The sequence below is a fragment of the Thalassobius vesicularis genome (genome assembly GCF_004799325.1).
In the GTDB taxonomy this organism is placed as follows: Bacteria; Pseudomonadota; Alphaproteobacteria; order Rhodobacterales; family Rhodobacteraceae; genus Thalassobius; species Thalassobius vesicularis.
This window is the reverse complement of sequence record NZ_SSMD01000002.1, coordinates 436,245-449,817: the sequence shown is the minus strand read 5'-3', so window position 1 is coordinate 449,817 and position 13,573 is coordinate 436,245. Positions and strand designations below refer to the sequence as shown.

General features: G+C 64.3%; 12 protein-coding genes. 9 read left to right on the top strand and 3 right to left on the bottom strand.

Features of this window, described 5'->3' with window-relative positions; genetic code table 11:
• Positions 1-55: 55 nt before the first annotated feature.
• The gene (mntR, locus tag E7681_RS06045; RefSeq protein WP_136338366.1) at positions 56-484 is read right to left on the bottom strand and encodes a manganese-binding transcriptional regulator MntR; all 429 of its coding nucleotides are present in this window, start codon (positions 482-484) and stop codon (positions 56-58) included.
• Between the two features lie 153 nt (positions 485-637).
• Between mntR and E7681_RS06040 the strand changes: the two genes are divergently transcribed.
• On the top strand, positions 638-1,927 hold the full coding sequence (locus E7681_RS06040) for an Nramp family divalent metal transporter (protein ID WP_136338365.1): 1,290 nt from the start codon (positions 638-640) through the stop codon (positions 1,925-1,927).
• Here E7681_RS06040 and E7681_RS06035 read toward each other — a convergent pair.
• Positions 1,924-2,892 (bottom strand): AraC family transcriptional regulator, encoded by a 969-nt coding sequence (locus E7681_RS06035; RefSeq protein ID WP_136338364.1) that lies wholly within the window; start codon positions 2,890-2,892, stop codon positions 1,924-1,926. The genes E7681_RS06040 and E7681_RS06035 overlap by 4 nt on opposite strands.
• A gap of 118 nt (positions 2,893-3,010) precedes the next feature.
• On the opposite strand from E7681_RS06035, the gene E7681_RS06030 reads away from it, so the two are divergent.
• From E7681_RS06030 to uvrC, 8 genes are all read left to right on the top strand, one after another.
• On the top strand, positions 3,011-3,778 hold the full coding sequence (locus E7681_RS06030) for a 3-hydroxyacyl-CoA dehydrogenase (protein WP_136338363.1): 768 nt from the start codon (positions 3,011-3,013) through the stop codon (positions 3,776-3,778).
• A 12-nt stretch (positions 3,779-3,790) separates the two neighbouring features.
• Entirely contained in the window at positions 3,791-4,978 is a 1,188-nt protein-coding gene (locus E7681_RS06025) for an acetyl-CoA C-acetyltransferase (protein WP_136338362.1), read from the top strand.
• Positions 4,978-6,105 (top strand): acyl-CoA dehydrogenase family protein, encoded by a 1,128-nt coding sequence (locus E7681_RS06020; protein ID WP_136338361.1) that lies wholly within the window; start codon positions 4,978-4,980, stop codon positions 6,103-6,105. The genes E7681_RS06025 and E7681_RS06020 overlap by 1 nt, the downstream gene beginning before the upstream one ends.
• A 67-nt stretch (positions 6,106-6,172) precedes the next feature.
• Positions 6,173-6,679 carry an SRPBCC family protein gene (locus tag E7681_RS06015; RefSeq protein ID WP_136338360.1) on the top strand — a complete coding sequence of 169 codons (507 nt, stop codon included), beginning with the start codon at positions 6,173-6,175 and terminating at the stop codon, positions 6,677-6,679.
• Between the two features lie 100 nt (positions 6,680-6,779).
• Complete coding sequence (locus E7681_RS06010; protein ID WP_136338359.1) at positions 6,780-7,574, top strand: S49 family peptidase; 795 nt, start codon at positions 6,780-6,782, stop codon at positions 7,572-7,574.
• Positions 7,575-7,746: 172 nt separating this feature from the next.
• Positions 7,747-8,709 carry a calcium/sodium antiporter gene (locus tag E7681_RS06000; RefSeq protein ID WP_136338357.1) on the top strand — a complete coding sequence of 321 codons (963 nt, stop codon included), beginning with the start codon at positions 7,747-7,749 and terminating at the stop codon, positions 8,707-8,709.
• An 11-nt stretch (positions 8,710-8,720) separates the two neighbouring features.
• Positions 8,721-9,500, top strand: a complete 780-nt coding sequence (locus E7681_RS05995) for an SDR family oxidoreductase (protein WP_136338356.1) — start codon at positions 8,721-8,723, stop codon at positions 9,498-9,500.
• A 300-nt stretch (positions 9,501-9,800) separates the two neighbouring features.
• Entirely contained in the window at positions 9,801-11,681 is a 1,881-nt protein-coding gene (gene uvrC / locus E7681_RS05990) for an excinuclease ABC subunit UvrC (RefSeq protein ID WP_136338355.1), read from the top strand.
• On the opposite strand, the gene E7681_RS05985 is transcribed toward uvrC, so the two are convergent.
• Positions 11,682-13,403, bottom strand: a complete 1,722-nt coding sequence (locus E7681_RS05985; RefSeq protein ID WP_168733162.1) for a histidine kinase N-terminal 7TM domain-containing protein — start codon at positions 13,401-13,403, stop codon at positions 11,682-11,684.
• Between the last annotated feature and the right edge of the window lie 170 nt (positions 13,404-13,573).

Sequence of the window (13,573 nt, the reverse complement as noted above, 5' to 3'; positions counted from 1 at the left end):
TCCGGTATGCGGCATGTTTGATTTGACCGGTGTCAACAAACGGTCAGGTCGCAAATCACCGCTTTTGGGCCAGATATTTGCCGAAAGCGGCCAGGGTTCTGGCTGACACGTGATGCTCGATCCCTTCGGCATCCAGCTCGGCGATGTCGGCCGGAACGCCCACCGCGATCAGCAACTCGACCACCGTCCGGTGCCGGGCACGGACGTGATCGGCCAGCCGGGCGCCTTCGTCGGTCAGAAAGACGCCGCGATAGGGGCGCGAGGTGGCCAGCCCTTCGCGTTTCAGCCGGGCGATGGCCTTGGTGGCGGTGGGCTGCGCTACACCCATGCGGGCCGCGATGTCGGCAACCCGCGCCTCGCCGAATTCAGCGATCAGATCGCCGATCATCTCGACATAGTCCTCCAGCACGGCCTTGGCCTGCGCCTCGCGGGCGCGGGCAAAACGGTCGGCCTGGTCCTGGAACTCTGGAGGGGTGTCGGGCATGGAATCTCGGGCAAAGGGGTGCATGAGTTATAGCCGTGGCTTTACTGTTTCACCAGCGCGCAGATGCTTCACAAATTCAGCTTTTTGAAATTTTCCGGTTGCAAGAGTTATAGCCGTGGCTATGAATCGCCTCGAAACGCGCTAGGGGTGACCATGAGCGGAATGACACATCGGACACGGACCGGAATCGCAGCCGTCTTGCGCGGCGAGCGTCACGGGCTGCGTGCGCGTCTGTTGTTCGCGGGGCCGGCGATCATCGCGTCGGTGGCCTACATGGACCCGGGCAATTATGCGACAAACATTCAGGCCGGTGCGGGCTATGGCTATCGCCTGTTGTGGGTGGTGCTGCTGGCCAACCTGATCGCCATGCTGTTTCAGGCGCTGTCGGCCCGGCTGGGCATCGTGACGGGCCGTAACCTGGCCGAGCTGTCACGGGATCACCTGCCGCGTCCGTTGGTCTGGGTGATGTGGGCCGTGTCCGAGATCGCCGCGATGGCCACCGACCTGGCCGAGTTCCTGGGCGGTGCGATCGGTCTGGCGCTGCTGTTCAACCTGCCGCTGATGGTGGGGATGGGGATCACCGCGATCGTGACCTACGGCATCCTTGTGTTCGAAGGACGTGGGTTCCGCCCGATGGAGTTGATCATCGGCGCCTTGGTTGCCGTTATCGGGCTGTGCTATCTGGCCGAGGTTCTGATCGCCCCCATCGATTGGGCAGAGGCGGGCGCGGGCCTGCTGACCCCCGATCTGCCGGATGCCGCCGCGCTGACGATTGCCGTGGGGATCATCGGAGCCACCGTGATGCCGCACGCGATCTATCTGCATTCGGGCCTGACCCAATCGCGCGCCGATCTGCGCGACGATGCCGACCGGCGCAAGGTTCTGCGGTTCTCGAACGTCGAGGTGGTGCTGGCGCTGGCCGTCGCCGGGTTGGTCAACATCGCCATGGTGATGATGGCCGCCAGCGCGTTCCACCGGGGTCACACCGAGGTGGCCGAGATCGAGACCGCCTATCACACCCTGACGCCCTTGCTGGGGGCGGCGGCTGCGGGGATTTTCCTGACGTCGCTGATCGCCTCGGGGATTTCCAGCTCGGTCGTGGGGACGATGGCGGGGCAGATGATCATGCAAGGCTTCCTGCATATCCGCATCCCGATCTGGCTGCGCCGCGCGATCACCATGCTGCCCGCCTTTGCCGTGGTGGCGGCGGGGGTGAACGCGACGCAGGCGCTGGTTGTCAGTCAGGTGATCCTGTCAATTGCCCTGCCGGTGCCGATGCTGGCGTTGCTGCATTTCTCGGCCCGCCGGGATCTGATGGGCGAATTCGCCGTGGGGCTGGTGCTGCGGGGGCTGGCCCTGCTGGGGGCGGCCGTGGTGCTGGGGCTGAACTTCGTGCTGCTGGCCGATGTGTTCGGCCTGCCGGTGCCGTTCCTGGCCGGTTAATCCCCGCGCGGGCTGCGGCCGGTCCATTTGCGGTAGGCCCGGAAAAACGCGCTGGGTTCGCTGTAGCCGACCTGGGCCGAGATTTCGGCCACACTCAACCCGCCCGCCTCCAGCATCCGTTGCGCGCGGGCCAGACGCAGATCGTCCTTGATCGCCTGATAGCTTTGCCCATCGGCGCGCAGCTGGCGGCGTAGCGTTGCCGGGGACAGGGACATCGCGCGGGCCAGAGCCTCGAAATCGGGCCAGTCGGCGGGGGGGAGCGCGCCCAGATGCGCGCGGACCCGGATCGCCATGCCCTGATCGTGCCGAAAGCGGACAAGGATGTTCGCCGGGGCCTCGCGCAGGAAAGTCCGAAGGGCCGCCGCGTCGCGGATCACCGGCAGGCCCAGATGGGCCGCGTCGAATCGCATTGCCGTGGTGGGCGCGTCAAAGTGGACGGGCGCGCCAAAGAACTGGCGGTATTCGCTACGATGCTCGGGTGCGGGGCAGGCGAAATCCAGACCGCGCAACGGGATGCGCCGCCCGACCAGCCAGCAGGTCACGCCCATCAGGATCAGCCAGTAGGTGCGATAGGCAAAGGCACTGCGCGGGGTGGTCGAGGTCAGCTCGATCCGGGCCTCGCCGTCCTGGATGTGCAAGGTGCCGCGCGGGTCGTCCAGGGCCACGGACAGGAACAACAGCGCCCGGTGCAGCGCCTGTTTCAGCGTCTTGGTTTGTAGAACGGCGTGGCAGAGCAGGGTGAAACTGCCCGGACGCATCGGGCGGGCGCCCAGACCAAAGAACTCGTCCTGCATCTGCTGCGCGATCAGCCACCACAGACGGCCGTAAAGCGCGTTGCTGACGGGGTGGGTCACGGGGGCGCTCAGCCCCAGCTCGGCCAGCAGGGCGGTCGGGTCGTGACCAGCCGCACGCACGCAATCCAGCGCGTCGTCGACGAATTCAGCGGTGATCGGTGTGGCGGTCATCGGTCTGGGATACTGGCAAATTCGATCACAAATCAAGTCATGAGCTGTCATTGATTGCCATGCGCCGATCAGTATCTTGCGCCCAGAGGAGAGGGCCCCTGGCCCGCAGGAGGATGATATGCAGATCGACGGTAAAGTATTCCTTGTGACGGGTGGTGGCTCGGGTCTGGGCGCCGCTGTTGCCGAAATGGTGGTCGGGGCCGGTGGCAAGGTCGTGCTGGTGGACATCAACGCACTGGCGGGCGCCGCAATGCAGGAAAAGCTGGGCGAGGACGCGCGCTTTGTGAAGACCGACGTGACCAAGGACGAGGACGGCCGCGCCGCAGTGGCCGCTGCGCAGAGCGCGTTTGGCCGCATCGACGGGCTGGTCAATTGTGCGGGCGTCGCACCGGGCGAAAAGATCGTGGGCCGCAAGGGCGCGCATGATCTGGACACGTTCGCGCGGACCGTCTCGATCAACTTGGTCGGCACGTTCAACATGCTGCGCCTTGCAGCCGAGGCCATCGCACAGCAACCCGCTGGAGAGGGCGGCGAGCGCGGCGTGATCGTCAACACCGCTTCGATCGCGGCCTATGATGGCCAGATCGGGCAGGCGGCCTATGCCGCGTCGAAGGGCGGGGTTGCCTCCCTGACTTTGCCCGCCGCGCGCGAGCTGGCTCGCTCGGGCATCCGGGTGGTGACGATCGCGCCGGGCATTTTTGCGACGCCGATGATGGCAGGCATGCCGGACGAGGTGCAGGACGCGCTTGGGGCCTCGGTTCCGTTCCCGCCGCGTCTGGGCAAGCCCACGGAATACGCGGCGATGGTCAAGCACATCATCGAAAACCAGATGCTGAACGGCGAGGTGATCCGTCTGGACGGCGCGCTGCGCATGGCACCGAAATAAGGAGTTATGGACATGACTGTTGATCCGATCGTGATCGTGGGTTCGGCTCGTACGCCGATGGGTGGGTTCCAGGGCGATTTCGCCGAGGTTGAGGCCTCCAAACTGGGCGGGGCAGCGATCTCGGCCGCGCTGGCCGGGGCAGGGCTGTCGGCCGAGGCCGTGCAAGAGGTGATCATGGGCTGCGTGCTGCCCGCCGGTCAGGGCCAGGCGCCCGCGCGGCAGGCAGGCATGGCGGCTGGTTTGCCGCTGGGGGCCGGGGCCACGACCATCAACAAGATGTGCGGCAGCGGCATGCGGGCGGCGATGTTCGCTCATGACATGCTGGTCGCTGGCAGCGCCGACGTGATCGTCGCCGGCGGGATGGAGAGCATGTCGAACGCGCCCTACCTGCTGCCCAAGGCGCGCGGCGGGTATCGCATGGGGCATGGCGCGGTCATGGACCACATGTTCCTGGACGGGCTGGAAGACGCCTATGACAAGGGCCGCCTGATGGGCACTTTTGCCGAGGATTGTGCGCAGGCCTACCAGTTCACCCGCGAGGCGCAGGACGAGTTCGCCATCACCTCGCTGACCCGCGCGCAAAAGGCGATCAGCGACGGCAGTTTCGTGCGTGAAGTCGCGCCCGTCACGGTGAAGACCCGCAAGGGCGAGACCGTGGTCAGCATCGACGAGCAACCCGGCAACGCCCGTCTGGACAAGATCCCGACGCTGAAACCCGCCTTCCGCAAGGACGGGACGGTGACGGCGGCGAATGCCTCGTCGATTTCCGATGGTGCGGCGGCGCTGGTGATGATGCGTCAGTCCGAGGCCGAAAAGCGCGGCCTGACCCCGCTGGCGCGGATCGTCGGCCATTCGACCCACGCGATCGAGCCCTACAACTTCCCCACCGCACCTATCGGCGCGATGCAGAAGCTGGCCGAGAAAACCGGCTGGGCCATGAAAGACGTGGACCTGTTCGAGATCAACGAAGCTTTTGCCGTGGTCGCCATGGCAGCGATGCGGGATCTGGACTTGCCGCATGACAAGGTCAACGTGCATGGTGGGGCTTGTGCGCTTGGCCATCCGATTGGTGCGTCCGGCGCGCGGGTGATGGTGACGCTGCTGGCAGCGTTGGAGAAATATGACCTCAAACGTGGCGTCGCGTCGCTGTGCATCGGCGGCGGGGAGGCCACGGCGATTGGTCTGGAAAGGATCGCGTGATGATGCTGGACGAAACCAACGAAATGGTGCGCGATGCCGTTCGGGCCTTTGCGCAAGAGCAACTGGCCCCCGGTGCCGCCAAGCGCGACGAGGAGCACGCCTTTCCCAAGGCTGAACTGGCCGAGATGGGTAATCTTGGCTTCATGGGGATGCTGGTGCCCGAGGAATTCGGCGGCTCGGACATGGGCATGGTGTCCTACGCCCTGGCGCTGGAGGAGATCGCGGCGGCGGATGGCGCGTGCTCGACCATCGTGTCGGTGCACAGTTCCGTGGGCTGCGTGCCGATCCTGAAATACGGCACGGACGCACAAAAGGCGCGGTTCCTGCCGAAAATGGCGGCGGGCGAATGGATCGGCGGCTTTGCCCTGACCGAACCGCAGGCCGGCTCTGACGCGTCCGGGCTGAAAACCCGCGCGCGTCTGGACGGTGATCACTACGTGATCGACGGGGCCAAGCAGTTCATCACCTCGGGTAAGAATGGCGACGTGGTGATCGTGTTCGCGGTCACTGATCCGGCGGCGGGCAAGAAGGGCATCAGCGCCTTCATCGTGCCCACGGATACGCCCGGCTACGAGGTCGTTTCGGTCGAGCGTAAGCTGGGTCAGCACAGCTCGGACACGTGTTCGCTGGCGTTCACCAACATGCGCATCCCGGTCGAGAACCGTCTGGGCGCCGAGGGCGAGGGCTACAAGATCGCGCTGGCCAACCTTGAGGGCGGACGCATCGGCATCGCCTCGCAATCCGTGGGCATGGCGCGGGCCGCGTTCGACGCGGCGCGGGCCTACGCACATGAGCGGGTCACGTTCGGCAAGCCGATTATCTCGCATCAGGCGGTGGGGTTCAAACTGGCCGACATGGCGACCAAGATCGAGGCCGCGCGCCACATGGTCCTGCACGCGGCGCAGCTGCGTCAGGCCGGGCTGCCATGCCTGACCGAGGCGTCGATGGCCAAGCTGTTCGCATCGGAAATGGCTGAACAGGTCTGCTCGGCCGCAATCCAGATCCACGGCGGCTATGGCTATCTGGCCGACTACCCCGTCGAGCGGATCTATCGCGACGTCCGCGTCTGCCAGATCTACGAAGGCACCAGCGAGGTGCAGCGACTGGTGATCGCCCGCGGGCTGTAACGCATTCCGTGGCTTGGCCTTCCGCGTTGGCTGCTCTAGCTTGGCGGCGAACAGGAAAGGACATCCCATGGAAATGAGCGACAGCCGCGTGATCAAGGCGGACCGGGCCACGGTCTGGGCCGCCTTGCTGAGCCCCGAAGTGCTGAAAGAGTGCGTCCCCGGCGCGCAAGAGGTGACGGGCACCCCCGAGGACGGGTTCGAGGCGACGGTCGTGCAAAAGGTCGGCCCGGTGAAGGCGACGTTCAAGGGGCAGGTCACCGTCTCGGACGTGGTGGAACTGACCAGCCTGACCTTGTCGGGCGAAGGCAAGGGCGGCGCTGCTGGCTTTGCCAAGGGCGGGGCCAAGGTGGTGCTGGCCGATGATCCCGACGGCACGTTGCTGAGCTACGATGTCGAGGCCAAGGTCGGCGGCAAGCTGGCCCAGCTGGGCAGCCGTCTGATCGACAGTTTCGCCAAGAAAATGGCCGACGATTTCTTTGCCCGCTTTCAGTCGGCGCTGGAAGGCGACGCCGAAGAGGCCCCCGAAGGTGACGAAAAACCCAAGGGCTGGTTTTCCAAGCTGCGTGGAAAATAAGCCGGATTTCCTTACGAAACCTGCCGATTTTTCCCGGCAAGGGGCGGCATTAGGTGGCCTCACCTTGTTTGTCGCCTTCCGGCAATCTACATGGGCCTGTATGAAGCGTTTCATCCCCTTTCTGAACCCGGCGCCCAAGGTTGCGGTGATCCGGCTGAACGGCGTGATCGGCACCGGCCGCGCGCCGTTGAACGATGCCGCCCTGGCCCCGGTGATCGAGCGCGCCTTTCGCAAGGGCAAGCCCAAGGCGGTGGCGCTGATCATCAACTCGCCCGGCGGATCGCCTGTGCAATCGGCGCTGATCGCCGCGCGCATCCGGCGTCTGTCCGAGGAAAAAGACATCCCCGTTCACGCCTTTGTCGAGGACGTGGCGGCCTCGGGTGGCTATTGGCTGGCGGCGGCGGCAGATCAGATCTGGGCGGATTACGGCTCGATCGTGGGGTCGATCGGTGTGATCTCGTCCAGCTTCGGCGCACATGAGTTCATCGCGAAGCACGGGATCGAGCGGCGGGTCTATACCTCGGTCAAATCGAAATCCATGCTGGACCCGTTCCAGCCGGAAAAACCCGCGGATGTCGAACGGCTGAAGGACATTCTGGGCGACATGCACAAAGGGTTCGAAGCCTATGTGCGCGAGCGCCGGGGCGAGAAACTGGCCGACGATCCCGACCTGTTCAGTGGCCGTGTCTGGCTGGGCGAAAAGGCGCAGGCGCTGGGGCTGATCGACGGGCTGGCCCACGCTGAACCCAAGCTGAAAGAGCTGTATGGCGACAAGGTGCGCTTTGTGCGTTACGGGCGCAAACGGGGCCTGCTGTCGCGCTTTGGCGCGGCCTTTGCGCAAGACGCCATCGCCGGGATCGAGGAGCGCGCGGCCTACGCGCGTTTTGGCCTCTGAGTTGATCCTGCGCGTCGTCATATTGTTCCTGATCGGCATGGCCGTGCTGGCCATGTTCGGCAAATTGCGCCTGCCGGGTCAAAAGAAACTGCAATCCCACCGCTGCCCGAATTGCGGCCGGTTCAGGATAGGCAAGGGCCAATGCCCCTGCCGCAAAGGAGAACGCTGAGCAATGGATTGGCTTTATGCGGGTGTCGGTTTGGTGATCCTGCTGCTGGCAGGGGACGCACTGGTCAAGGGCGCCGTGAACCTGAGCCTGCGCATCGGGATTCCGGCGTTGATCGTCAGCCTGACCATCGTGGCCTTCGGCACCTCGGCGCCTGAATTGCTGATCTCGATCACCGCCGCGCTAGAGGGGGTGCCGGGCATCGCGCTGGGGAACGTGGTCGGCTCGAACACCGCGAATATCCTGCTGGTTCTGGGCATTCCGGCGCTGCTGGCCACCATGCATTCCAGCGAATGCGAGACCCGCAAAAGCTTTGTCATGATGATGGCGGCCTCGGTGCTGTTCATCGGTCTGGCCTTTGGCGGCATGTTCAACTGGGTCACCGGGTTGATCCTGCTGGGCGCGCTGGCGCTGGTGCTGATCGACGCGGTGCGCGATGCCCGGGCGCATCGTGCGGCCTGCAATGGCGCCCCGGCCTGCGCCGACGATGATCTGGAGGATCCCGAGGGCGCGGACCCGGACATGCCGTGGTGGCGCATCGTCCTGTTCCTCGGCCTTGGGCTTGTCGGCCTGCCGCTGGGCGCGGACCTGCTGCTGGAGGGGGCGGTGAATATTGCCCGCGATTTTGGGGTCAGCGAAACCGTCATCGGCCTGACGCTGGTCGCCGTGGGCACCTCGCTGCCCGAGCTGGCGACGACTGTCATGGCGGCCCTGCGCCGGCAGGCGGACGTGGCTTTGGGCAACGTGATCGGGTCGAACATGTTCAACCTGCTTGCGATCATCGGGATTGCCTCGCTGGTCAGCCCGATCCCCGTCGCACCCGAGTTCCTGCGTTTTGACCTGTGGGTGATGCTGGGCGCCTCGGCGCTGCTGTTCCCCTTCGTGTTCATGCGCCGCGACATCACCCGGACCTGGGGCGTGATCCTGACGGCCCTTTACGCCGCTTACGTCATAGCTGTTCTGAGCTGAGGAGGAAGGTCATGCCGCTCGCGCTGGTAACCGGAGGCGCCAAAAGACTGGGGCGCGCGATGGCCGAGTATCTGGCCGGGCGGGGTTGGGATGTGGCCGTGCACTACGCCAGCTCCGAGGCGGAGGCGGCAGAGGTGGTGCAGGCGATCCGCAACAAGGGCGGCAACGCACATGCCTTTCAGGCCGACCTGCTGGACGAGGCGCAGGTTCAGGCCCTGATGCCCGTCGTGGTCTCGCATTTCGGGCAGCCGGTGACGTGCCTGGTCAACAACGCCTCGATCTTTGAATACGACCGGCTGGAGACCGCCAGCCGCACCAGCTGGGACCGGCATTTTGAATCCAACCTGCGCGCGCCCTTCGTGCTGACGCAGGCGATGGCCCGGCATGTGCCCGATCCGGTGACCGACGAGAACGGAGAGCCGCTAGCGCAGGGGCTGGTCGTCAATCTGATCGACCAACGGGTGCGCAAACTGACGCCCGAATTCATGACCTATACGTTGGCCAAGATGGGCTTGTGGGCCTTCACGCAAACCGCGGCACAGGCGCTGGCGCCGCGCGTCCGGGTCAACGCGATCGGGCCGGGGCCGACCTTGCAAGGCGGGCGGCAAAGCGACGACCACTTTCGCAGGCAGCGTGAAAACACCGTCCTGGGGCGCGGCGCGAACGCTTCGGATATCACCGCCGCGCTGGGGTTTTTCATCGACTCGCCGGGTGTCACCGGACAGCTGATTTGCGTCGATGGCGGGCAGCATCTGGGCTGGAAAACCCCGGATATTCTGGGCCTAGAGTAGCATTTCGCGTGCACCTATCTGAAAGTTGTGCACCGTTCACACGGGTGTTACGGAAGCGTTACAAAAACCTTAATGATATCAATGTTTTGCCATTGGATAAAAAAACTATCTAAAGATATCAATGATTTGGGGGAGTGCCTAATTTTTGGGCAATTCAAGGAACCCGCCGCGAAACAAGGAAAAAATGGCGATACCTACAAGTTATCTGCAGACTTATCCACAGATTTGGTGGGTTCTTTCTCCCTTGCCTAGACCCAGCAAAGATTGCAGCCATATTCCAAGAATCATAACAATTGAAACATGACGCCCGAGGCCCCCTCTTCCCCCGCTGAACCTGCCCTGACAGGGCACGCGCTGATCCAGTCGTACCTGCGGGTTCTGGATGCCTCTCCGGGGGTGTATCGGATGCTGGATGCGCAGGCGCGTGTCCTTTACGTGGGCAAGGCGCGGAACCTGAAGGCGCGGGTGTCGAACTACGCGCGGCCCTCGGGGCATTCGGGGCGGATCGAGCGGATGATTCGGGAAACCGCCTCGATGATGTTCCTGACGACCAAGACGGAAACCGAGGCGCTGCTGCTGGAGCAGAACCTGATCAAGCAGCTGAAGCCGCGTTACAACGTGCTGCTGCGCGACGACAAATCCTTTCCGAATATCCTGGTCACGACGGGGCACCCGTTCCCGCAGATCAAGAAACACCGCGGAGCCAAAAGCGCGAAGGGCACCTATTACGGCCCCTTCGCCAGCGCCGGCGCGGTCAACCGGACGCTGAACCAGTTGCAGCGCGTGTTCCTGCTGCGCAACTGCCCGGACTCGCAATTCGACACGCGCACGCGGCCGTGCCTGCTGTTCCAGATCAAGCGGTGCTCGGGGCCGTGTGTGGACCGGATCAGCGCCGAGGAATACGCAGCCTCGGTGAAGGATGCGCAGCGGTTCTTGTCGGGACGCTCGACCGAGATCCAGGAGGCACTGGCGACCCAGATGATGGCCGCGTCCGAGGCGATGGAGTTCGAGCGCGCCGCGGCCCTGCGCGACCGTATCCGCGCGCTGACGCAGGTGCAGACGGCGCAGGGCATCAACCCGCGCACCGTGGACGAGGCGGACATCGTCGCCCTGCATCTGGAGGGCGGCCAAGCCTGCGTTCAGGTGTTCTTTATCCGGGCGGGGCAGAACTGGGGGAACCGCGATTTCTATCCGCGCGCCGGGGCCGAGATCGAGGCCGCCGAGGTGCTGGAGGCGTTCCTGGGCCAGTTCTATGACACCAAGGAGCCGCCCCGGCAGGTGATCCTGTCGCATCCGATCGACAATGCTGACCTGATGGAACAGGCGCTGGCCCAGAAACTGGGCCGCAAGGTGGAACTGCTGGTCCCGCAGCGCGGCGAAAAGGCCGAGCTGGTGGCCGGTGCCGCCCGCAACGCCCGTGAAAGCCTGGCGCGGAAGATGGCGGAATCCTCGGCCCAGTCGAAGCTGCTGGCGGGGCTGGCCGAGGCGTTTGCGCTGGACGGCCCGCCGCAGCGGATCGAGGTCTACGACAACTCGCACATCCAGGGCACCAACGCGGTCGGCGCGATGATCGTGGCGGGCCCCGAGGGGTTCATGAAGAACCAGTACCGCAAGTACAACATCAAGGGCGACGCACTGACCCCCGGCGACGATTTCGGCATGATGAAAGAGGTGCTGACGCGGCGCTTTTCACGGCTGCTGAAGGAAGACCCAGACCGCGAAAAGGGCCTATGGCCCGACCTGTTGCTGATTGACGGCGGGGCAGGGCAGGTCAGCGCGGTTCAGCAGATCATGGAGGAATACGGGGTCGAGGATATCCCGATGGTCGGCGTCGCAAAGGGTGTGGACCGGGACCACGGCAAAGAGGAATTCCACCGCCCCGGCGAACGCCCCTTTGCGCTGCGGATGAACGACCCGGTGCTGTATTTCGTGCAGCGTCTGCGGGACGAGGCGCACCGCTTTGCCATCGGCACCCATCGGGCCAAGCGCGCCAAGGCCGTGGGCGCCACGCCGCTGGACGAGGTGCCGGGCGTCGGTGCCACGCGCAAGCGGGCGTTGCTGGCGCATTTCGGCTCGGCCAAGGCGGTCAGCCGGGCAAACCTGGCGGACCTGAAGGCGGTCGAGGGGATCTCGGACGCGCTGGCCGAAACGATCTACGGTTTCTTTCACGAAAACGGGTGATCAGGCGGCGGGCAGGCTGACGACAAAGGTCGTGCCTTTGCCCAGCTGGCTTTCGTAATGGATCGTTCCCCGATGGGCGGCCAGGATTTCCTGCGTGATGTTCAGCCCCAGGCCCGACCCGCCGCGCGACCGTGTCGCCGCCGAGTCGACTTGGCTGAATCGGCCGAAAACCTTGTCCTCGCAGCCCGGCGGGATGCCCACGCCGTGATCCGTCACCAGGATCGAGACCGAGCCGTTTTCCGGGCGCAGCGCGATATCGACGGTCTTGCCGTTGTCCGAGAATTTGGCCGCGTTCGACATCAGGTTCGCCATGACCTGCATCAGGCGTTTCTGGTCGCCGTGCACCACGCAAGGCGTTTCCGGCAGGTTCGCCACGGCGATCACGCCGTAGCGGTCCAGATACCCTTTGTTGGCGCTGATGGATTCCTCGAGCAGGGGCACAAGGTCCACCTCTTCCATCTGGAACTCCATGAGGCCCTGTTCGATCTTCTGCAGGTCCAGCAGGTCGTCGATCAGCGATTTCAGGCGGCGGGTGTTGTTGGCCGCGATGCTGAGAAGCTGGGCGGTCTGCTCGGGGATTTTGTCCCCGGCGGTCATCTGGACGATATCCAGTGCCCCCTGGATCGAGGTCAGCGGCGTGCGAAGCTCGTGACTGACGGTGGCCAGGAAATCGGATTTCGCCCGGTTGGCGGCCTCGGCCTGCTCGGCGGCTTGTTTCATCAACTCGCCGTAGGCTTGCTGCTCGGTGATGTCGATGAAGGCAATCGTCCAGCCCACCGGCGCGCTGTCGGGGTTGATGGGGCTGGGGATCGGCGTCAGGCGTGCGTGATAGGCGCGGTCGTCCCACAAGATGGTGGACATCTGCGCCTGGGCGCCCCTGAGCAGGACGTCCCCGACGATCGGGCCGATTTTTGGCACGGTTGTCAGGTTGGTCCCGATCGCGCGGTGATCGCGCCCCAGTAGACGCTTGGCGGCGGGGTTCATCCCGGACAGCAGCCCTTCGTCGTCGAAAATCAGGATCGGGCTGGTGGTCGAGGCGAACAGAAGATCGCGCGAAATCGCGGTGATATCCATCATGCGGTTGTTCACCACCAGCCAGCCAAAGGCCATGATGACGAACGAGAACATGAACGGCGTGGGGTCAAATCCAAACAGCGTGAACCCACCAAGGATATAGGCCAGGTTGGCCGAGATGGGGACCAGCGTGATGACCAGCATCATCACGAAGAACCCCCGGAGTTGCGGCATGGCGCGGCGGACTGCGGTCACTCCGACCCCGATCGAGGCAAGCATGAACGCATACACATACGACACCGCCAGATAGAACAGCGGGCCGTGGTCAAAGACACCGGACGGGCGGCCGTTGACCTCGGCCAGGTGGGTGTTCTCGGTGTACATCAAGTGGTGCAGGTCATTGGAAATCGCGATCAGCCCGATGATGCTGGGGCCGACCCAGTACGAGAATTTCTTGAGCTGCGGCAGGGAATCGTCCTGGCCGATGGCGTAGTGGAACAGGAAAATCGCCCAGGCCGAGGGCATCAGGACGATGCCCGGCCATGCGAACTGGCTCCAGAACAGTTTGCAGGTCAGGGATGCGCTGGACAGCTCCATCGTGGCGGTCAGCAGCCACCACAGCATGCCGATTTCAGCGATCATGAAGGCGCGCTTGCCTGCGAATTGGTGATTCACCCAGACCCAGACGGCGAACAGCACAGATGCCACGAAAACGGCGAAGGTCCCCAAAACGGGGACGTCAAAATAACTCGGAGCAAGACAAGTCACACTCAAATCCTATTCCCTAAGCATCCCAGGGGCGCCGGGGCGGCAATCATACCCAAGGTGCAATATATGTATACTTATGTGTCAAAACTTGGGCTTCCTGAGGTGATTAC

What these genes read in the sequence shown, in the direction of transcription:
- E7681_RS06020 (WP_136338361.1), top strand. Translation starts at nt 4,978, where the DNA reads ATGATGCTGGACGAAACCAACGAAATGGTGCGCGATGCCGTTCGGGCC.
- E7681_RS06015 (WP_136338360.1), top strand. Translation starts at nt 6,173, where the DNA reads ATGGAAATGAGCGACAGCCGCGTGATCAAGGCGGACCGGGCCACGGTC.
- E7681_RS06040 (WP_136338365.1), top strand. Translation starts at nt 638, where the DNA reads ATGAGCGGAATGACACATCGGACACGGACCGGAATCGCAGCCGTCTTG.
- E7681_RS06035 (WP_136338364.1), bottom strand. Translation starts at nt 2,892, where the DNA reads ATGACCGCCACACCGATCACCGCTGAATTCGTCGACGACGCGCTGGAT.
- E7681_RS05995 (WP_136338356.1), top strand. Translation starts at nt 8,721, where the DNA reads ATGCCGCTCGCGCTGGTAACCGGAGGCGCCAAAAGACTGGGGCGCGCG.
- E7681_RS06000 (WP_136338357.1), top strand. Translation starts at nt 7,747, where the DNA reads ATGGATTGGCTTTATGCGGGTGTCGGTTTGGTGATCCTGCTGCTGGCA.
- E7681_RS06010 (WP_136338359.1), top strand. Translation starts at nt 6,780, where the DNA reads ATGAAGCGTTTCATCCCCTTTCTGAACCCGGCGCCCAAGGTTGCGGTG.
- E7681_RS06030 (WP_136338363.1), top strand. Translation starts at nt 3,011, where the DNA reads ATGCAGATCGACGGTAAAGTATTCCTTGTGACGGGTGGTGGCTCGGGT.
- E7681_RS06025 (WP_136338362.1), top strand. Translation starts at nt 3,791, where the DNA reads ATGACTGTTGATCCGATCGTGATCGTGGGTTCGGCTCGTACGCCGATG.
- mntR (WP_136338366.1), bottom strand. Translation starts at nt 484, where the DNA reads ATGCCCGACACCCCTCCAGAGTTCCAGGACCAGGCCGACCGTTTTGCC.
- uvrC (WP_136338355.1), top strand. Translation starts at nt 9,801, where the DNA reads ATGACGCCCGAGGCCCCCTCTTCCCCCGCTGAACCTGCCCTGACAGGG.